Raw genomic sequence first — 21522 nt, 5'->3', positions numbered from 1 at the left:
GCTCCAATCGCCGGCTCTTGACATAGGTTTGCCGCGCAAGGGACGTGACTGGTGAGACGGGGGAGCATGGACGTCTTTAAGGTCCACGAGCAGGTGATCGCGGACTACCGGGCGTTCACCTCCGGGTTCGTGGAGGTGCGCGACGAGCGCATCAAGACGTTCGTCGACCAGCAGTTCGAGGACGGCGTCCAGTGGCCCGACCCCTGGGTCGGCCTCAACCCCTCCTTCGCAACGGGTGGAGCGGTGCCCGAGCTGGTGGACGAGGGGCTGCTGCACCCCGAGGCCGCCCGGATCTTCCGCCGCAAGGAGGGCCCCAACGACCCCGGGCGAGACCCGCTGGTCCTCCACAAGCATCAGCGCGAGGCGGCCGAGGTCGCTGGCACCGGCGCCAGCTACGTGCTGACCACCGGCACGGGGTCCGGTAAGTCTCTGGCCTACATCGTCCCGATAGTCGACGCGGTCCTCCGGGAACGGGGAGGTAGATCCCGACGGCCGGGGGTCAAGGCGATCGTGGTCTACCCGATGAACGCCCTGGCCAACAGCCAGGTCGAGGAACTCAGCAAGTTCCTCAAGTTCGGCTACCCCGAGGGCGGCGAGCCGGTCACCTTCGCGCGCTATACGGGCCAGGAGAGCCAGGACGAGCGGCGGCACATCTTGGCCGACCCGCCGGACATCCTGCTAACCAACTACGTGATGCTCGAGCTGGTCCTCACCCGACCGGAGGAGCGCAACCAGCTCGTCCGGGCGGCTCAGGGGCTCCGGTTCCTGGCGCTCGACGAGCTGCACACCTACCGCGGACGCCAGGGCGCCGACGTCGCGATGCTCGTGCGCCGGCTGCGTGACGAGTGCGCGACCGACTCCCTTCAGGTGATCGGCACAAGCGCGACCATGTCCAGCGAGGGCACCATCGAAGAGCGTGCACAGGTGGTGGCCGACGTGGCGACCCGGCTGTTCGGGACCCAGGTGCGGCCCGAGCACGTCATCGGCGAGACGCTGGTTCGCGCCACCCCGGACTCCAAGCACGACGGGGCAGCCTTGCGCCGGGCGGTCGACGTCAACCAGGTACAGCTCCAGCGGGGCTTCGAGGAGTTCGTCAACGACCCGCTGGCCAGCTGGGTGGAGACCACCTTCGGCCTCGTTGTCGAGGAGGTCACTGGCCGGCTGGTACGCCGCCCGCCCACCACGGTGCCCCAAGCCGCCGAGACATTGGCCGAGCTGAGCCAGAGCGGCCAAGAGGACTGCGAGCGCGCTCTCAAGAACGTCCTGCGCGAGGGCTCCCATGTCGCTCAGCCCGGCACCGGACGTCCGGTATTCGCCTTCCGGCTCCACCAGTTCCTCTCCAAGGGCGACACGGTCTACGTCTCCCTCGAGCCCGAGGACACACGCCACATCACGGGCACCTACCAGGTGCGGGTCCCGGAAGAACCCGACAAGGTGCTGTTGCCCCTCGGGTTCTGCCGCGAGTGCGGCCAGGAGTACCTCGTGGTCGCCAAGACCACGGCCGACGGGCGCAGCGTGTTCGTCTCCCGTCGCGATGCCGACGCGAGCGGCGGCGACACCGTCACCGGCTACCTGTACGTGAGCAGGGACCTGCCCTGGCCCGACGACCCGCTCACGTCGGGCCGGCTCCCCGAGCCCTGGCTGGTCACCGATCCGGTGACCGACCGGGTCGAGATCGTCGACAGCAAGAAGAAGTACCTGCCCGAGAAGACCTGGGTCCGCACCGACGGGGGAGTCGACGAGACCCGCACCGGCCTGGAGGCGTGGTTCGTCTCCACACCGTTCGCGTTCTGCATGCGGTGCGGCGTCTCCTACGAGCAGGTCCGCGGCAACGACTTCGGCAAGCTCGCCACGCTAGACGCCGAGGGCCGCTCGAGTGCGGTCTCACTGCTCAGCGCCTCGATCGTCACCGCCCTCAAGGACCTGCCCGAGGACGAGCTCCCCGCTCGCGCCCGCAAGCTGCTCACCTTCGTCGACAACCGCCAGGACGCCAGCCTGCAGGCCGGCCACCTCAACGACTTCGTCCAAGTCTCCCAGCTCCGCGCCGCCCTCCACGCCGCGGTGCTCGAGGCCGGCGAGCAGGGGCTCACCCACGAGGCCCTCGGCGACACCGTCACCCGGAAGCTCGACCTCTCCACCCGCGACTTCGCGCAGGCTCCCGAGGCCAAGTTCAGCGCCAAGAAGGACGCGGAACGAGCGCTCCGCTCGATCGTGGAGTACCAGCTCTACGTCGATCTGCAGCGCGGCTGGCGCGTCACCATGCCCAACCTGGAACAGACCGGCCTGCTCCGCATCGCCTACCGCGACCTACCCGAGCTCGCCGAGGACGAGGACTCTTGGACCGACACCTACCTGCTCGACCAGATCAGCCCGGCGCAACGGCAGGAACTGTGCCAGATCCTCCTCGACGAGCTACGGCGCGTCCGGGCGGTCGACGTCGACTGCCTCACCGAGGAAGGGTTCGACAGGCTCAAGCGGCTCACCCGCAGCCATCTCAACGACACCTGGAGCGTCGGCGAGGACGACCGAGTGGTCGAGGCCGGTGTCGCCATCCCGCGCCCCGCCCGGGCCGGTGGCCGACGCGGCGTGCTCGCAGTCTCCGGGCGAGGTGCGTTCGGCAAGTACCTCCGCCGCGACGCCGCGGGGCTGCCCAGCGCGTCGGGCCTCAAGTCCGAGGACTCCCAAGCAGTCATCGAGGACCTGTTCGCCGTCCTTACCCAGGCCGGCATCCTCACCCGCTACGACGACGCGCCGGACGGCGCGGAGTACCGTATCAACGCGGGCGCGCTCCGCTGGCTACCCGGTGACGGGCTGACCGGTGCCGTCGACCCGATCCGCAAAACCTTCAGCGGCGAGGAGACCGCGCGGGTCAACCCCTTCTTCCGCGAGCTCTACCGAGACCTGGCGCAGCGGTACGCCGGACTCGTCGCCCGGGAGCACACAGCCCAGGTCCCTCAGGAGAGGCGGCTCGAACGCGAAGGGGAGTTTCGACGCGGCGAGCTCCCGCTGCTCTACTGCTCTCCGACCATGGAGCTCGGCGTCGATATCTCCGACCTCAACGCGGTGGCGCTGCGCAACGTACCGCCCACGCCCGCGAACTACGCCCAGCGCTCCGGGCGAGCTGGCCGCAGCGGCCAGCAGGCGCTGGTACTGACCTACTGCTCGACCGGCAACGCCCACGACGGCTACTGGTTCCGCCGCTCGCGCGAGATGGTCGCAGGCTCGGTCATCGCACCCCGACTCGACCTGACCAACCAAGACCTCATCCGCTCCCACGTGCACGCAATCTGGCTGGCCGAGACCAACCAGTCGATGCGGTCCTCCATCACCGACCTCCTCGAGGCCGAGGGCGACACCCCGACGCTGAGGGTCCACCCCGACCTGTGGCACGCCGTGACCCAGCCCGACGTAGCCAGCCGGGCCCAGCAACGCGCCGACCGCGTGCTCGCCGGACTCCGTCAGACCTGGGCCCTCGACGGCGGCGACCCCACCTGGTGGAGCGACACCTGGATCCACGACCAGCTGAAGAACGCCACCAAGGCGTTCGACGACTCGTTCGAGCGGTGGCGCAACCTCTACCGCACCGCCCTGCACGAGGTAAACGAGCAGCACAAGCTCGCGATCAGCACCTCAGCGACCAAGCTCGCCCGTCGCATCGCCGAACGCCGCCGTGCCGACGCTCGCAACCAGCTCACCCTGCTCCGCAACGATGACCAGGAGGCCGGCGCCACCGACTTCTACAGCTACCGCTACCTCGCCAGCGAAGGATTCCTGCCCGGCTACTCCTTCCCCCGCCTGCCCCTCGCTGCCTACATCCCGGCGCGACGCGGCGGCAAGGTCGACGGCGACTACCTCCAACGACCACGCTTCGTCGCCATCAGCGAGTTCGGGCCCAACAGCCTCATCTACCACGAAGGCGCCCGCTACGAGGTCACCCGGATCCAGCTCCCGCGCGACCCCGACAGCACCTCCAGCGGAGGCGCCGTCACTGAGTCAGCCAAACGCTGCGAGGGCTGCGGCTACGACCACCCCGTCCGGGCCGGCCTCGACATCTGCGAGAACTGCGGCGACCGGCTCGGCACCACCCAGTCCGGGCTCCTGCGACTGCAGACCGTCTTCACCCGCCGCCGTGAGCGAATCAGCAGCGACGAGGAAGAACGCCGCAAGTCCGGATACGAGCTCGAGATCTCCTACCGCTTCGCCGACCGAGGCCACGCACCCGACCGGGTCCGGGCCCAGGCCGTCGCCGACGGCGACGTCGTCCTCGAGCTCGTCCAGGCCGAGGCCGCCGACATCCGCATCGCCAACGTCGGCCGCCGACGCCGCAAGAACCCCGACGAGCGCGGCTACCACCTCGACCTGCGCGAGGGCCTCTGGCTCAGCGACAAGCAGGCCAACGACACGACGGTCGACACCGACGACCTCCCCGACATCGAGGACGTCAAGGACCGCGCACGGGTGGTGCCCTACGTCCAGGACCGCCGGAACGTGCTCATGGTCCGCGCCGGACGCACGGTGCCCGCCGAGGTTGCGGTCACCCTGCGGGCCGCTCTCGAGCGCGCCATCGAGGCCGAGTTCCAGCTCGAGGACTCCGAGCTCGACAGCCGAGAGCTCCCCGACGCCCAGGAGCGAGGCCGCTTCCTCCTCACCGAAGCGGCCGAGGGCGGCGCCGGCGTGCTCACCCGACTCGTCAAGGACCCCGACGCGATGGCCCGCGTGGCCAGACGCGCGCTCACCATCATCCACTACGACCCGGACACCGGCGCCGACCTGCACACCCCGCCCGGCGGGAGCGTGCGCTGCGAGCGAGGCTGCTACGACTGCCTGCTGTCGTATGCCAACCAGTACGACCACACCAGCATCAACCGGCACAGTGTCGTCGAGCTCCTCACCAGTCTGCTGGGAGCGCGAGTCGAGCCCGGCGCTGGCGGCCGAGACCGCTCCGTACAGAGCGAGTGGCTCTCTCGACTCGGTGACTCCTCCCTCGAGGCGAAGTTCGTCGCCTGGCTGGACGACACCGGCCGCAAGCTCCCCGATGACGCCCAGCGCACCCTGCCCGAGCTGAAGGCACGCCCGGACTTCATCTACGACCTCCCCGGCAACCCCGTCGCGATCTTCCTCGACGGGCCACACCACGACACCGAGCTGCAGCAGCAGCGCGACCACGATGCCGAACGCCGGCTCGTCGACGCGAGCTGGTTCGTGGTCCGATTCAAGTACGACGACGACTGGTCGGCCGTCGCCGACCGGCACGAGTGGCTGTTCGGCCATGGAAGGAGCACCACCGCTCGATGACTGCTACGAGCACCGAGTCAACAGGCTCCACCTTCGACGCGGCGGTCGGCAGCCTGGTCCGGACCCGCGGCCGGGAGTGGGTGGTCCTGCCCGGCACCACCCCCGACTTCCTCCTGCTCCAACCCCTGGGCGGAGGCAGCGCAGACATCGTCGGCGTCTTCCCCGACGAAGGCGTCGAGCCGGCGCAGTTCCCACCGCCGCTCGCCACCGACCTCGGCGACAGCACCTCCGCAGCCCTTCTGCGCACCGCACTACGCGTCGGCTTCGCGGCGAGCGCCGGCCCCTTCCGCTCGCTCGCCGGGATCGCGGTCAGCCCACGCAGCTACCAGTACGTCCCTCTCCTCCTCGCGCTGCGCCAAGACGTCGTCCGTCTCCTCATCGCCGACGACGTCGGGATCGGCAAGACCATCGAGGCCGGGCTGATCGCCGCCGAGCTCCTGGCCCAGGGGACCGTGCGCCGGATAGCGGTGCTCTGCTCGCCCGCCTTGGCCGAGCAGTGGCAGCGCGAGCTGTCGGCCAAGTTCGGCATCGACGCCGAGCTGCTCCTGACCAGCACCGTCAAGCGCCTCGAGCGAGACCTGATGATGAATGAGTCGCTCTTCGACCGCTACCCGCACGTCATCGTCTCCACCGACTTCATCAAGTCCGACCGACGGCGCCACGACTTCCTGCAGCGCTGCCCCGAGCTGGTGATCGTCGACGAGGCCCACAACTGCGTCGCCGGGTCCGGCCAGGGCCAGCGCTCCCGGCACCAACGCTATGAGCTGCTCCACGACCTCGCCGCCGACGCCGAGCGACACCTCGTGCTGGCCACCGCGACGCCCCACTCGGGCGACGAGGAGGCCTTCACCAACCTCATCGGCCTGTGCAACCCCGACCTGCGCACTGTCGACCTCGCCACCGACGCGGGCCGCCGGCTGCTAGCCCGGCACTTCGTCCAGCGGCGCCGCGGCGACATCCGCCACTACCTCGACGAGAACACACCCTTCCCAAGCGACCGACTCACCCTCGACGTGCCCTACACGCTCGCCCCTGCCTATCGAGACCTGTTCGACGACGTCCTCGCCTACGCGCGCGAGCAGGTACGCCGCGGCGACGACGACGCCAAGAGCCGAGTCCGCTGGTGGTCGGTGCTGGCCCTCCTGCGCGCACTAGCGTCGAGTCCCCGTGCAGCTGAAGCCACCCTGCGTACCCGGGCGGCCAACATCGAGGCGAAGACAGCCGAGGAGGCCGATGCTCTCGGTCGGGCAGCGGTCCTCGACGTCGATGACGACGAGGCGCTCGAGGGCATGGACACCACGCCAGGCTCGATCACCGACGACGAGGAGACCACCGCCGGCACGTCAGACCGCCGGCGTCTCCTCGAGTTCGCCCGCCGCGCCGCCCAGCTCGACGGACCAGAGCAGGACCGCAAGCTCGCGGCCCTAGTCACCCAGGTCAAGGGCCTGCTCAAGGGTGGCGACCAGCCGATCGTTTTCTGCCGCTTCATCGACACCGCCCACTATGTCGCCGAGCACCTCGCCCAGGCACTCAAGAAGAAGGCGACCGTAATCAGCGTCACCGGCGAACTACCACCCGCCGAGCGCGAGCGACGCGTGGCCGAGCTGACCGCCGCCGAGGGCGCCCACGTCCTCGTCGCCACCGACTGCCTCTCGGAGGGCGTCAACCTGCAGGAGGGCTTCTCCGCGGTCGTCCACTACGACCTGTGCTGGAACCCGACGCGCCACGAGCAACGCGAGGGCCGGGTCGACCGGTTCCTGCAGCGCCGCGATGTAGTTCGCGCGATCACGCTCTACGGCGAGGACAACGGCATCGACGGCATCGTCCTGGACGTCCTGATCCGCCGCCACCGGGCCATCGCTAAGGCCACCGGAGTAGCCGTCCCCGTCCCCGGCGACGGCCAGGGCGTCATCGACGCCCTGGCCGAGGGACTCCTGTTGCGCGGCGAGGACACCCGAGACCAGCTGCTTCTCGACCTCGACCTCGACACACGCGCCCGCGACCTCGAAACCGCCTGGACCTCAGCCGCCGAGAAGGAGAAAGCGTCCCGCGCCCGCTACGCCCAGAACACCATCAAGCCGGAGGAGGTGTCCGCCGAGGTCGACGAGGTGCGCGCCGCACTCGGCTCGCACGGCGATCTGCGCGCGTTCCTCGAAGCAACCTTCGGCACCCTCGGTTCGACGGTCACCGCGACCGACGATGGGTTCACCGCCGTCACCGCCACGCTCCCGCTCGGCGCCCGCAGCACGCTACCCACCGGCCTGCTCGACCCGCTGCCTTTCCACCAGGACCCACCAGCCGAGCGCGGCCACGCAGTCATCGCACGCACCGACCCCGCGGTCCAGGCAGTGGCCCGCTACGTCCTAGAAAGCGCGCTCGACCCCACCGTGCTAGACGCCGAACGCCCAGCCCGGCGCGCCGGCGTGATGCGCACCGACGCAGTCACCACCCGCACGACCGTCCTGCTGCTTCGCCTGCGCTTCCACCTCACCCTGCCTGCCCCGTCGGGTCCCCGCCAGCGAGTCGCCGAAGACGCCTGCGTGCTGGCCTTCGAGGGCCCGCCGAGCCAAGCCGTGTGGCTGCCCGACGATCGCGCCGAGGCCCTTCTGTCCGCAGTCCCCAGCGGCAACGTGCCCGAGGGGATCGCCCAGGGATGGATGGAGGGCATCCTCGCCGAGCTCCACCAGCTGACACCTCAGCTGGACGCCGTCGCGGGCGCACGCGCCGAGCGGCTGCTCTCTGCACATCTCCGTGCGCGGTCCGGTCGGAGCCGAGAGGCCGAGGCATCGCGACGCGGCCTCACCGTCACCGCCCAACACCCGGTCGACGTGCTCAGCATTCAGCTGCTCATGCCGACGCAAGGGACGCATTGACCATGCCAACCCCCCCGCCGTGGCCAGTGTTTGCAGACGTTGCGAGCAACTTTGCGACCGGTCCCTTCGCGCGTCCTCGCACGCTGTTCAATGAGTTCGCGGTACGGCAGACCGGGTCTGGAAGACCTGCAGGCCCGCGCGACCTGCTCTGGCAAACCGTGGCTATTGCGAGCTTGGGCGCTCTTGAAGCGGGGCTCGAGGAATTGCTGCTCGGGGCTCACGCCGTGCGACTCGGTTGTGAGGGAGATGTCGTTAACCCTCGCGTGAACGCTCCGGACGCGAATCCCGCCAAGTGGTTGGCCGAGGACCGACTTATGGCTCCGGGGCCCGTCAAGATCCAGCGGATTCTGTTCTCCGACTTCGGAATCCTGTTGGGGACTCTGCCGACCACAGCAAGATTCGAAGTACGCTTCAAGGACTGGTCTCTGGGTGGTAGTGGCAGAGGAACCCCGGTCGCCGGGCCGAGCAACTGGCAGACCTTGAGTGCCTTCCTCGAGACCCTCAACTATATCCGCAATGCGGCCGCTCACGGCGACGCGGCGAAGCTCAGGAACCCACCCCCTAAGCGAAAGGGCGACCTTTGGCTCCTCAAGGCAAATGGGATTTGGTCAGTCCAACAGCCACACGCCCTGACTGCGCTGCGTACCGTCGTGGCTACTTTCAATTTGGTGGCCGTTGAACTAGCTACCGCCACGGGCCAGCCTGCGCCGACGCTGATGCAGCCAGACTCGGTGACCTACCCGTGAAGGGCGGCGTGACGGCATCCCTTAGCACGGTGCGGGTGGCGGGCGGGCTGCTGCCCGCCGACGTTCTCGACGCAGTTATGGCCGGCGGCCTGGACGGCCTTGACGGTGCCGCCTACCACCTGGGTGGCGAGAGCCCGCGGGAGGCTGCCGCCCGGGTCTGGACCTATCTGCAGGGCGCCTATCGCCGGTTCCGGGACGACCTGGCCCAGCTGCCCGATGGGGACCCGGCGGTCGGCCTCACTCGGGAGCGCTGGCTCGGTCTGTTGCTCGACCAGCTCGGGTACGGCCGCGTCCCAGCCGCCCACGCCGGCGGCCTCACCGCAGGCGACAAGCAGTACCCCGTCAGCCACCTTGCGGGACAGACACCGGTCCATCTGCTCGGGTGGGGCGTCCCTCTCGATACCAGGTCGCCGGGAGTCGCGGGAGCCGCGCGCGCGCCGCACTCGATGGTGCAGGAGCTTCTGAACCGCACCGACGACTACCTCTGGGCGGTCCTTTCCAACGGTCGGCTGGTGCGCCTGCTGCGCGACTCCACCACGCTGACCGGATTCGCCTACGTCGAGTTCGACCTGGAGGCGATGTTCGACGGCGACCTGTACGCCGAGTTCACGCTTCTCTACCTGCTCTGCCACCAGTCCCGGGTTGAGGTGCCGGAGGGTGAGCCTCCTACCTCGTGCTGGCTCGAGCGGTGGCGCACCACCGCCGTCAGCCAGGGCGTCCGCGCCCTCAACCTGCTCCGGGCCGGCGTCGAGACAGCGCTCGAGACGCTCGGCACCGGCTTCCTGCAGCACCCCGCCAACATCCAGCTGCGCGAGCAAGTCGCCGGAGGCGACGTCCGTCTCGTCGATGTACACGGCGCGTTGCTCCGGACCGTCTACCGGCTCCTGTTCTGGTCGGTCGCCGAGGAGCGCGGCGCACTGCTAGCTGAGACTGTGGGCTCGGAGGAACGCCACCGCTACGACAACTACTTCTCCTCGCGACGGCTCCGTGAGCTAGCCCTCACGCGGCATGGCAGCAACCACGACGACCTCTGGCAAGGTGTCGAGTTCGTCCTCACGGCGCTCGGGTCGCGAGAAGGGGAGCCCCGGCTCGGGCTGCCCGGGCTTGGTGGGCTGTTCACCGTGACCGAGGCCGACGTGCTAGACGGCTGCCGGCTGCCGAACACCGCGGTGCTGTCTGCGATGCGCTCCCTGTCCGTTGTCCAGCCGAAGGGCCAGCCGCGCCGTCGGGTCGACTTCGCGCAGCTCGGGGCCGAGGAGCTCGGCTCGATCTACGAGTCGCTGCTCGAGCTCGTGCCGCGCTACGACCGCATCAGCCACGCGTTCAGCCTCGAGGTGTTGGCCGGCAACGACCGCAAGACCTCCGGCAGCTACTACACGCCCACTGAGCTGGTCGAGCTGGTCCTCGACACCGCCCTCGATCCGGTCCTCGACGACGTCGAGAAACGGACCAACACCCCCGAGGAGCGCGCGGCCGCCCTGCTCGACCTCAAGGTCTGCGACCCTGCCGTCGGCTCGGCGCACTTCCTCGTCGCCGCAGCGCGCCGGATCGCGATGCGCCTGGCCACCGCTCGGACCGGCGAGCTTGACCCCACGCCGACTCACTTCAGCGACGCCCTGCACGACGTCGTCGCCCGCTGCCTGTACGGCGTCGACGTGAACCCGATGGCCGCGGACCTAGCCAAGGTCAGCCTGTGGCTCACGGCCATGACCCCGGGCAGACCGCTGTCGTTCCTCGACCACCACATCAAGGTCGGCAACGCCTTGCTCGGTACGACCCCCGCCCTGCTCAAGGAAGGCATCCCCAACACGGCCTTCGCCGTTCTGACGGGCGACGACAAGGACACCGTCGCCGCTTGGAAGAAGGCCAACAACGAAGACCGGAAGCACCGCGGTCAGGCCGACCTCTTCGGCGACGCCGGCATCGTCCTCGACACCACGGCCACCCGCCGCGTCGTCGCCGAAGTCGCTAACCGGCTGGCACGGACCGAGACGGTCGATGACATCGCCTGGGCCGCACAGCGGTACCACGCACTTCGCGACGACCCGGACACCATCCGCAACCAGCTCGTCGCCGACGCCTGGTGCGCCGCCTTCCTCGGCCCCAAAGGCCCGGACGACGTCCCCCTCACGGACCGCGTTCTGCAACAGATCGCCCACGCCACCGCAAGTGAAGAGGTGCTTGCCGCTGTCCGCAAGGTCGCCCAGCGACACCGACTCTTCCACTGGCACCTAGAGTTCCCCGAGATCTTCCCGGAGGAGGCGGGTCATGCCGGCTTCGACGCGGTGGTGGGTAACCCGCCATTTCTTTCTCCGCTGCGCGCGGGAGCCGCGGTCTCGCGACCTAGGCTCCTGGCCAAGCACGCCTTCGGCGGCCTCGGGGGACCTAAAGCGGACGAGAGCTCTTACTTCCTTCTGCTCGCCGCACGGTTGCGAAGCGATCGGGGCCGCATCGGCCTGGTACTCCCCGACTCATTCCTCGCCGCGACCGACTCAGCCGATATCCGTCGATCGGTGGCCGCGTCCCATGACCTAGCCCTGATCTGGCGAGGTGACGGATCGGAGTTCGAGGCGTCGGTGACCACGATCATCGTGGTGCTTACTCGCCTCGGTGACAGCCCCACGACACGCCGGCTTTCGGGCCCTGACTTCGCGCCGCTGCGTAGCGCGTCGCTCGAGTGGCGGGATGGCTCTTGGGCGCCGCTAATCGCGGGTCACGTCGGTGGTCTCTACGTCCAGTCCAGGCCTGGAGCTGGCACGCTGGGAGACCTGTGCGACATTACGGCCGACTATCGCGACCAGTACTACGGATTGCGCGGAGCCGTTTTCGACGCGCCAGAAACGTTCGTGCCGACACCGGGTTTGCCCTACCTGGTCACCACCGGGCTCATCGACCCGTTGCGGATGAGCTGGGGGAACGTGGCGACTAAGTTCGACAAGGCCAGGTACGAGCGACCGGTCGTGGACCTCGCAAAGTTGGCTCCGCCTCTGCGAACGTGGGCCGAGGGTCGGTTGCGCCCCAAGCTGCTCGTGGCCACTCAGGGCAAGCTCCCGGAGGTCGCGATCGACGAGCACGGTGAGTGGCTGCCCTGCGTCCCGGTCATCTCGGTGGTGCCTCGCGAAGGTGGCCCAAGCCTGCGTGAACTGGCTGCCCTCCTGACGAGTCCGCCGATCTACGACTTCTTGCGCGCAACCAAGCTCGGGGCTGGCTTGGCGACCGGTGCGCTCAAGGTGTCGGCCGGTGACCTTCGTCAGGTTCCCGCCCCGGCGGATCTGTCGGTGCTGGCCGAGGCCGCGGTCGCGCTCGAGGCAGCGTTCGAAAGGCGGGAGCACGTCCAGCGCTACGTCGACCTGATGAACAAAGCGTTTCGACTGGAGGAGCAGGCCAGTTCGTCTTGGAACGAGGCGTTCCACGCTTACTTGTCGAGGAGGGCGGCGTGACGGCATCCCTTAGCACGGTGCGGGTGGCGGGCGGGCTGCTGCCCGCCGACGTTCTCGACGCAGTTATGGCCGGCGGCCTGGACGGCCTTGACGGTGCCGCCTACCACCTGGGTGGCGAGAGCCCGCGGGAGGCTGCCGCCCGGGTCTGGACCTATCTGCAGGGCGCCTATCGCCGGTTCCGGGACGACCTGGCCCAGCTGCCCGATGGGGACCCGGCGGTCGGCCTCACTCGGGAGCGCTGGCTCGGTCTGTTGCTCGACCAGCTCGGGTACGGCCGCGTCCCAGCCGCCCACGCCGGCGGCCTCACCGCAGGCGACAAGCAGTACCCCGTCAGCCACCTTGCGGGACAGACACCGGTCCATCTGCTCGGGTGGGGCGTCCCTCTCGATACCAGGTCGCCGGGAGTCGCGGGAGCCGCGCGCGCGCCGCACTCGATGGTGCAGGAGCTTCTGAACCGCACCGACGACTACCTCTGGGCGGTCCTTTCCAACGGTCGGCTGGTGCGCCTGCTGCGCGACTCCACCACGCTGACCGGATTCGCCTACGTCGAGTTCGACCTGGAGGCGATGTTCGACGGCGACCTGTACGCCGAGTTCACGCTTCTCTACCTGCTCTGCCACCAGTCCCGGGTTGAGGTGCCGGAGGGTGAGCCTCCTACCTCGTGCTGGCTCGAGCGGTGGCGCACCACCGCCGTCAGCCAGGGCGTCCGCGCCCTCAACCTGCTCCGGGCCGGCGTCGAGACAGCGCTCGAGACGCTCGGCACCGGCTTCCTGCAGCACCCCGCCAACATCCAGCTGCGCGAGCAAGTCGCCGGAGGCGACGTCCGTCTCGTCGATGTACACGGCGCGTTGCTCCGGACCGTCTACCGGCTCCTGTTCTGGTCGGTCGCCGAGGAGCGCGGCGCACTGCTAGCTGAGACTGTGGGCTCGGAGGAACGCCACCGCTACGACAACTACTTCTCCTCGCGACGGCTCCGTGAGCTAGCCCTCACGCGGCATGGCAGCAACCACGACGACCTCTGGCAAGGTGTCGAGTTCGTCCTCACGGCGCTCGGGTCGCGAGAAGGGGAGCCCCGGCTCGGGCTGCCCGGGCTTGGTGGGCTGTTCACCGTGACCGAGGCCGACGTGCTAGACGGCTGCCGGCTGCCGAACACCGCGGTGCTGTCTGCGATGCGCTCCCTGTCCGTTGTCCAGCCGAAGGGCCAGCCGCGCCGTCGGGTCGACTTCGCGCAGCTCGGGGCCGAGGAGCTCGGCTCGATCTACGAGTCGCTGCTCGAGCTCGTGCCGCGCTACGACCGCATCAGCCACGCGTTCAGCCTCGAGGTGTTGGCCGGCAACGACCGCAAGACCTCCGGCAGCTACTACACGCCCACTGAGCTGGTCGAGCTGGTCCTCGACACCGCCCTCGATCCGGTCCTCGACGACGTCGAGAAACGGACCAACACCCCCGAGGAGCGCGCGGCCGCCCTGCTCGACCTCAAGGTCTGCGACCCTGCCGTCGGCTCGGCGCACTTCCTCGTCGCCGCAGCGCGCCGGATCGCGATGCGCCTGGCCACCGCTCGGACCGGCGAGCTTGACCCCACGCCGACTCACTTCAGCGACGCCCTGCACGACGTCGTCGCCCGCTGCCTGTACGGCGTCGACGTGAACCCGATGGCCGCGGACCTAGCCAAGGTCAGCCTGTGGCTCACGGCCATGACCCCGGGCAGACCGCTGTCGTTCCTCGACCACCACATCAAGGTCGGCAACGCCTTGCTCGGTACGACCCCCGCCCTGCTCAAGGAAGGCATCCCCAACACGGCCTTCGCCGTTCTGACGGGCGACGACAAGGACACCGTCGCCGCTTGGAAGAAGGCCAACAACGAAGACCGGAAGCACCGCGGTCAGGCCGACCTCTTCGGCGACGCCGGCATCGTCCTCGACACCACGGCCACCCGCCGCGTCGTCGCCGAAGTCGCTAACCGGCTGGCACGGACCGAGACGGTCGATGACATCGCCTGGGCCGCACAGCGGTACCACGCACTTCGCGACGACCCGGACACCATCCGCAACCAGCTCGTCGCCGACGCCTGGTGCGCCGCCTTCCTTGGCCCCAAAGGTCCCGACGACGTCCCGACACTGGACCGGGTGCTTCAGCAGACGGCCGACGGCACCGCCTCCGAGGAGGTGCTCGACGCGGTCCGAGCTGTCGTTCAGCGCCACCGGCTGTTTCACTGGCACCTGGAGTTCCCTGAGGTGTTCCGAACGACGAAGGACGGCCTCATTGAGGGCGCCTACGGCTGGGTCGGGGGCTTCGATGCGGTGCTGGGCAACCCGCCGTGGGAACGGGTGAAGCTCCAGGAGCAGGAGTTCTTCGCCACCCGCGCGCCGGAGATCGCCAACGCTAAGAACGCCGCTGCGCGCAAGAAGCTCATCGCCGCCCTTGCCGGGAGTGACCGTCAGGATCTCTTCGACGAGTTCCAAGCGACCAAGCGGAAGTCAGAGGCTGAGAGCCACTTCCTTAGAGCCAGTGGTCGCTATCCGCTGACCGGCGTTGGAGACGTGAACACCTACCAGGTGTTCGCTGAGCACTTCCGTTCGACCCTCGGTCCGAATGGTCGCATGGGAATCATCACGCCCACAGGGCTCGCAACAGACGCCACCACGGCACCGTTCTTTGCGGACACGCTGAAGGCGTCCCGGTTGGCGGCCTTCTACGACTTCGAGAACGAAGCCAAAATCTTCGCAGGAGTTCACAATCAGTTTCGGTTCGCTATCTCCGTCATGACCGGTGGCGATAGAGTCGTCGACGTAAGGATGGCCTTCTACACACGGTATGTCACGGACGTGCCGTCCCGGCGCTTTGAGCTTCTCTCCGACGAAGTGCTGCTTCTGAATCCAAACACCGGGACGCTGCCGGTCTTCCGGTCGAGACGAGACGCCGATATCACTTTGGCGTGTTATCGCCGTCACCCAGTGCTGATAAGAGATGGTGGCGCCAATCCATGGGGACTCATTTTGGGCCGCATGCTTCACATGGCCGACGACGCGGGCCTTTTTCGAGCCGCCTCGGACTTCCACCCGCCGGACTCCTTTGACGGTTGGAGTTGGGAGTCCAACGGAAATAGATGGCTTCCACTGTACGAGGCGAAGATGGTAAGTCATTATGACCATCGCTATACCACGTACGAAGGTGCTAGTGCGGCTCAACTAAATAAGGGTGCGCTTCCGCACTTGTCCGCAGCTGATCACGATGATCCGGACCACGAGAGTCTCTCCCGCTATTGGGTCTCGGAGGAGGCGCTGAACCAGTTCCTTGATGCGAAGGGCTGGCTACGCCATAGTTGGTTACTAGGATGGCGCGACATCGCGGCGTCTGTGAACGAGCGAACTTTCATTCCGTCACTTATCCCGCGCGTCCCTGCAAGCGGCTTGTGGTTCGCGATTCCTCGCTCGGCCTCAGCGGCAGCGCAACTGCTGGCGCTCTGGTCCTCCTTTGTCTGGGACTATCTAACCCGTCAGAAGATGACTGGCACGCATGTAACGATCTTCCTCACGAAGCAGTTGGCGGCCCCCCCTCCTGAGGTCTTTGAGGAGGTGCCGGCGTGGTCGACTGAGTCTTTGAGTGAGTTCGTGCGCGCCCGCGTGTTCGAGTTGACGTACACCAGCCGTCGATTGGCCAGCTTCGCCGCTGAAGGTGAGCCCAAACGCAGCGAGGTTCGGGCGCCATACCGATGGCTGCCGAAGAGGCGTGACCATTTGGCCGCTGAGTTGGACGCGGCGATGTTCCACGTCTACGGCCTGGATCGGGCGGACGCCGAACATGTGCTCGACTCATTCTTCGTGGTGCGCAAGTACGAAGAGCGCGACCACGGGGAGTTCCGGACGAAGCGGCTGGTGCTGGCGGCGTACGACGCGATGGCGACGGCCGCCGAGACAGGTGTCCCGTTCACCACTCCGCTTGATCCACCGCCCGGTGAGGGCCCGCGCCACCCGGAGGTCGTTCGATGACCACGGAGATGACCATCGCCGTCGAGCCCGAGCAGGATGCTGACTGGGCAGCGCGCTGTCGTCGTCGATTGCGCATCGGGCTGGAGATCCTCGGCGAGGAGGCAGAGCCGATGAAGCTCACCGACCTCCAGGACCTGGCCGCTGCGCGAGAGCCGCTAACGGCGTACGACCTCAGCCTCACCACTAACAACGGGGTTCGTGCCTGGATCAACTTCGGGTGGAACCTGACCACCACCTACGAGCACCCTGGGTGGCTGCACGCAACGAGTGAGGGCGGATTCCGGCTGACCGCCCAAGGTCGGGCGGCGTTGGCGACGTACCCCGATCCGCAAGAGCTCTACGACGTAGCCGTCACCGGCTACAAGGACTGGGACGCCGCTCGCAACGAGATCTTGCCGGACGTGGCGGCAGATCCGTCTACCGATGTTCTGCATGGAGGAAGCGGCGCTGCTCACGCACTGCGAGGAGCGCGGCAGATCCTCGACGCATGGCGGTCAGGCGGTTCGGCCTTCGTCGAGGACGGGCATGTCTGGACGCTCGAGCAAGCCAGGTCACTGCGGGAGTACTTTGACTCCGCACCACCCTCCCCCGCATGCAACTCTCCCGGGGTCTCTCTCGTTCGAGGCCCGAGTCCTTGCCGCGGAGGCTTTGGTGCTGCTGGTCGGCCCACTGAGCGACATGGTCGGGAGCACCAAGCGGAGCCGCGTGCGCAACCCCTTGATCCCGGCGATAGATCCGCCGGGACTGCCATGGCGCATCTCGGCCGACCTGGAGCAGGGCTTCGTCCACGGCGGGCAAGCGCTCATTGCCACTCCGATGGCAATGCTGACTTCGTTCGTCAGGACGCTCGTCCACTGGTTCGAGCAGCCGGAACCGCTACGCGCCACCGCCTGGGACGACCCGTGGGCGTTCCGGGAGCTGGTTTTCGGGGCGGATGGAGTTGACCTACGAGTGAGCTCCCTGCTCTGCGTGGTTGCCCACCCGGCGTCTTTCACCGCCGTCCTGTCGCCTGTCGACAGGGAGCGCATCGTCCAGCAGCTCGGCGACCAGGTCGGCAGTCTGCTGGGCGATACCGAGCGTGACCTCAAGACCATCACTCTCCGGCTCCAGGCCGAGAACTCCGGCCAGCCGGTCCGCTACGACGTCGCTCCACTGCTGCAGCAGTGGAGCGAGGCGCCCGAAGGGGGCGCTCGCGCGTGGCTCGTGCGTGGAGAAGTGGACCAGCAAAACCGGGTGCCTGCGTGGGGGAAGCAGGGCTTCGTGAGCATCACGGTCGGGCAGCTGACCCAGTTGCCCCGTGATCTGGACCAGGGCACGCTAACCGCTCTGATCGAGCAGCACTATGGGCATCTCCAAGTGGTCAAACGCGAAGGCAAGAAGCGCGATGTGCTCTCCTTCGTGCTCGGCATGAAGCCCGGCGACCTGGTCACGACAGTCGACGGCGGGACGCTCCGATTGGGACGGCTCGAGGACAGCCCGGCTCAGCTGCAGTCCATCGGCGGTATGTCGCTCCTCACGCGCCGCGTTGCCTGGTATCCGGACTCGACGCCGGAGGTGAAGCGCCTGCCGAGCGGCATCCGCAGCCGTCTCAGGTTCAAGGGCGAGGACGTCCTCGACCTGACCGATCTCGCCGGTGCCTTGTCCGACCTGACCGAGATCGATGAAGACCTCGTTCCGGTGCCGAGTCCGGAGGACCTTGACGAGTCGGTCGTCGTCGAGCCGGAGGACGCGGAGGCCGAGGCAGAGCCGCCAACGCTCGAGCCGGCCGTCCTGGCGTGCGACGTCGAGGCGCTGGCCGTCCAGCTCCACCACTCCGACAGCAACTGGCTGGCGGAACTACTGGTCAGCCTCAACGAGCGCAAGCAGGTCGTGCTCGAGGGCCCACCAGGCACCGGGAAGACCTACCTCGTCCAGCGGCTGCTGGAAGCGTGCGAGCTGCCTGAGGCGCAGTCGGCGCTGGTGCAGTTCCACCCGACGTACTCCTACGAAGACTTCGTGGAAGGCTTCCGGCCGGTCGCCACCAGCGACGGCGAGGGGGCGGCCCTCAGCGTCAAGTCGGGTCCGCTCAAGAGACTCGCTGATGAGGCTCGAGAGGCGCCGGGCAAACCCTTCGTACTCGTCATTGACGAGATCAACCGGGCCAACATCGCGAAGGTGTTCGGGGAGCTCTACTTCCTGCTGGAGTACCGCGAAGTCGAGATCGAGTTGCTCTACAGCGAGTGGGAGCGGTTCAAGTTGCCCGACAATCTCTTCATCATCGGCACCATGAACACCGCCGATCGGTCCATCGCCCTGCTCGACGCAGCGATGCGGCGTCGGTTCGTGTTCATGTCGATGGACTCCGGCGAGCCTTCCCTCGCGGGCATGCTCCGCAGGTGGTGCGAGGCCAACGGCAAGCCCGTTGCGCTCGCCGAGCTGCGCAACCGGCTCAACTCGACCATGCGGCAGCGCGGGCTTGATGCCGCGCTCGCCTTCGGGCCGTCCTACTTCATGCGCGAGGGAATCGAGTCGCCGGTCGCGCTCGACCGGCTGTGGCGGCGCGAGCTGCGCCCGATGCTGATCGAGCACCACTACGGCAAGCACACTCTGGTCGACGAGTGGTACCCGTTCGGGCGGTGGCTCGCCGAGCTCGGCCTTGCCGAACCGAACCCGGTGCCCGTTTCCGACTCGGATTCCGATTCCGTGCCGGCGCACGTCCTCGAGACCACCGATGGCGACCAGGGCTGACCTCGCGCGCCTCTCCGAGGGACAGACGCTCAGCGGTGTGCCGCTCTCGACCGTCGAGGCGAGCGCCCTCAACGAGTCCGGGATGGTGACTGCGACGCCAGAGCGCGAGGGCTGGAGCGTCACGGCCCAGTACGTCGTCGGCACGCTCCGCCGCGGCGACCTGCTGGTGCGTGTCGCGCCCAAGGTCGGGGCGGTGCAGGTCCTGAGCCTGCTCGCCCGGGCCCAAGGCGCGTCGTACCTCACCGTGGACGCAGAACAGGTCTTTGTCGATGACGAGGCGGACCTATCCGCGGTGTTGGCGCGGTTGTTCTGCGAGGAGGCCAAGACGGCCCTTGCGGCCGGGCCGTTGCGCGGCTACCGCACCGAGGACCAGACGCTGCCCGTCCTGCGAGGTCGGGTGCGTCTGCGCGACCAGTACCTGCGCCGCTTCAACCAGCTGCACCCGCTTGAGGTGACGGTCGACGAGTGGACGGTGGACACCGACGAGAACCGGCTGATCCGCACCGCCGTCCTTCTTCTGCTTCAGCAGCCCGGACTCACTGCGGAGGTCGAGGTCGACCTGCGTCGCATTGACCGGATCCTGACCGAGGCGAGCCTGCTGACGCCGGGCGCAGCGACACCCTGGACGCCCACCCGGCTCAATGCCCGGCTGCACGCTCTGCTGGCCGTGAGCGAGCTGGTCGTCCGGTACGCCGGAGTCGAGAACAATCCTGGCGAGGTGCCGGTACACGGCTTCTGGCTGAACATGGCCACGCTCTTCGAGCACCTCGTCGCCCGACTGTTCGCCGAAGCCGATCCCGCCTGGGACGCACAGAACTCCTACAAGCTCGACCACGGTGGCGCGCTGACCATCCGCCCCGACCTCGTCCACACCACGTCCATGGGTGTCAGCGCCGTTGCTGACACCAAATACAAGCTGCTCGGCGACGCCGGGAAGGCCTCCAACGCGGACGTGTACCAGCTCATGGCCTACTGCGCACGTCTCGGCCTGGCGACGGGCCACCTGCTGTACGCCAACGGCGGTCCGCAGCCTGCACCATACGAGATTCGAGGGGCTGGAGTAGCCGTTGCGGTGCATCGACTGGACCTGACCTTGCCGCTTGCGGAGCTGGAGGAGAGGGTCCGGACACTTGCTGTGCGGCTGGCGCCGGCGCGGACTCGTATCGCATGACGACGAAAGGACAAGTGTGACCTGGTTCGGAGACGTTCCGAATGAAGTGATCGTCGCCGGCACTCGGTTCTGGCTGGCGCAAGCAGCGCTCGAGGAGGCGGATCCCGGCGCGTACTTCTACGGGCCGGCCGGAGAGCGGCCCAGCACGGACTGGCCGGCCATGACGCTCTTCACGATGGCCAGACTGCAGCTCGACGAGATGGTGCAGATCTTGGAGAAGGAGTTCGACATCTCCGCTGCTGCCTTCGCCGGCGAAGAGGTGTCGCGCCGCCTGTCATTAGCCATTGCAGCCGCGGGCAGCCTCTCCGATGAGGAAGACGTCGCTTTCGAGATCGCCTGCGTCGGCGAAGCCGTCGACCTTTGGCGGGCCCTGCACCACGATGGCGACCGAGGGGTGGGCCATGCGTTCGCGGTCGATGGAACCATCAGCTTCACTTCAGGTCCGGAGCTTCCGGAGCTGAAGGCCGTTGGCGTGCGCGCCAGCGAGGGAGGTGAGCTGAACACCTCGCCGGCGTAAGTGCTGATGGTCGCCAGCGGTTGCACGCGGGACTTAGCCCAGCTGGTGGCGCTGAGGGCGAGACTCGGCCGCGACGAGTCGAGCGACGCGCCTACAGAACTTGTCACCCCAGAACCGCCGGATCAGGGGGCATTGATCAAGGAGCTGGTCAGAGAGGCAGCGCAGCATTCTCGATCTGGTGGCACGGTTCTGAGCGTGGCCTGGTCGACTGGGCAGTCGAGCACTTCGTCCGGGTTGGGCTTGTGCAGCTGAACGACGAGCTCGCGAGAGCCAGGGCGTCGGCGTACCTGATGAGCCTGTGGGCCTTGCACCTTGAACTGGAAGCGTACGCGGCGAAGGCGGGGTCGGTGGCTGGCGCGAGGCCGCCGACCTGTGGCTTGACGAGGGCATATCAACCGATCAGCTCGCGACGCTCAACGAAGCTGACAGTTTGGGTTGGCCCGACGACGAGGATGAGGATTGGAAAGTCCCGGTCAGCGAGAAGTGCGTGGCGGTCATCGAACAGCACTACCGCGAGGTCGTAGCGGCCCTGGACAAGGAACTTGGGACGGCCTACACCTTCGCCTACTTCTGGGCGACTCGCAGGCCCGACGCTGAGTATCCGTTGCTGGAAGAAGTCGTCGGCGAGATCGTGAACGGCCCGTTCTCCGCGTCTGGCGCTGGCGATGACCCAATATCGGCCTACGACTGGGTGAGCTCGGGCATGCATCTGTGAGGCATCGGTGCGGCACCTGGCGATCGAGCCGCGGCACGTCCTTGAAGCC

The 21522-nt window shown here is 67.9% G+C and carries 8 protein-coding genes; all 8 read left to right on the top strand.

Going from position 1 to position 21522, the window contains the following annotated elements; translation table 11 throughout:
* The first annotated feature begins 66 nt into the window (after positions 1 to 66).
* The 8 genes from G5V58_RS18380 (at position 67) to G5V58_RS18340 (ending at position 21473) form a co-directional block, all read left to right on the top strand.
* Positions 67 to 5295 (top strand): DEAD/DEAH box helicase, encoded by a 5229-nt coding sequence (locus G5V58_RS18380; protein ID WP_165235995.1) that lies wholly within the window; start codon positions 67 to 69, stop codon positions 5293 to 5295.
* Entirely contained in the window at positions 5292 to 8168 is a 2877-nt protein-coding gene (locus G5V58_RS18375; protein ID WP_165235992.1) for a helicase-related protein, read from the top strand. Before G5V58_RS18380 ends, G5V58_RS18375 begins: the two co-directional genes overlap by 4 nt.
* A 742-nt stretch (positions 8169 to 8910) precedes the next feature.
* Entirely contained in the window at positions 8911 to 12354 is a 3444-nt protein-coding gene (locus tag G5V58_RS18370) for an Eco57I restriction-modification methylase domain-containing protein (RefSeq protein ID WP_230486731.1), read from the top strand.
* Positions 12351 to 16343, top strand: a complete 3993-nt coding sequence (locus tag G5V58_RS18365; RefSeq protein ID WP_230486730.1) for an Eco57I restriction-modification methylase domain-containing protein — start codon at positions 12351 to 12353, stop codon at positions 16341 to 16343. The genes G5V58_RS18370 and G5V58_RS18365 overlap by 4 nt, the downstream gene beginning before the upstream one ends.
* 651 nt (positions 16344 to 16994) lie before the next feature.
* Positions 16995 to 19070 carry an McrB family protein gene (locus G5V58_RS18355; RefSeq protein WP_230486729.1) on the top strand — a complete coding sequence of 692 codons (2076 nt, stop codon included), beginning with the start codon at positions 16995 to 16997 and terminating at the stop codon, positions 19068 to 19070.
* 37 nt (positions 19071 to 19107) lie between these two features.
* The gene (locus G5V58_RS18350; protein ID WP_165235983.1) at positions 19108 to 20241 is read left to right on the top strand and encodes an McrC family protein; all 1134 of its coding nucleotides are present in this window, start codon (positions 19108 to 19110) and stop codon (positions 20239 to 20241) included.
* A 16-nt stretch (positions 20242 to 20257) separates the two neighbouring features.
* On the top strand, positions 20258 to 20758 hold the full coding sequence (locus G5V58_RS18345) for a hypothetical protein (protein ID WP_165235980.1): 501 nt from the start codon (positions 20258 to 20260) through the stop codon (positions 20756 to 20758).
* A 487-nt stretch (positions 20759 to 21245) separates the two neighbouring features.
* Positions 21246 to 21473: a hypothetical protein gene (locus G5V58_RS18340; protein ID WP_165235977.1), complete on the top strand. Its 228-nt coding sequence runs from the start codon at positions 21246 to 21248 to the stop codon at positions 21471 to 21473.
* Positions 21474 to 21522 lie beyond the last annotated feature (49 nt).

Source organism: Nocardioides anomalus, assembly GCF_011046535.1.
In the GTDB taxonomy this organism is placed as follows: domain Bacteria; phylum Actinomycetota; class Actinomycetes; order Propionibacteriales; family Nocardioidaceae; genus Nocardioides; species Nocardioides anomalus.
Note: the sequence above shows the minus strand (reverse complement) of the source record. Positions and strands in the feature narration are given on the sequence as shown.

Bases quoted from the DNA above. Each gene is read 5' to 3' on its own strand.
- G5V58_RS18375 (WP_165235992.1), top strand. From the start codon at position 5,292: ATGACTGCTACGAGCACCGAGTCAACAGGCTCCACCTTCGACGCGGCG.
- G5V58_RS18380 (WP_165235995.1), top strand. From the start codon at position 67: ATGGACGTCTTTAAGGTCCACGAGCAGGTGATCGCGGACTACCGGGCG.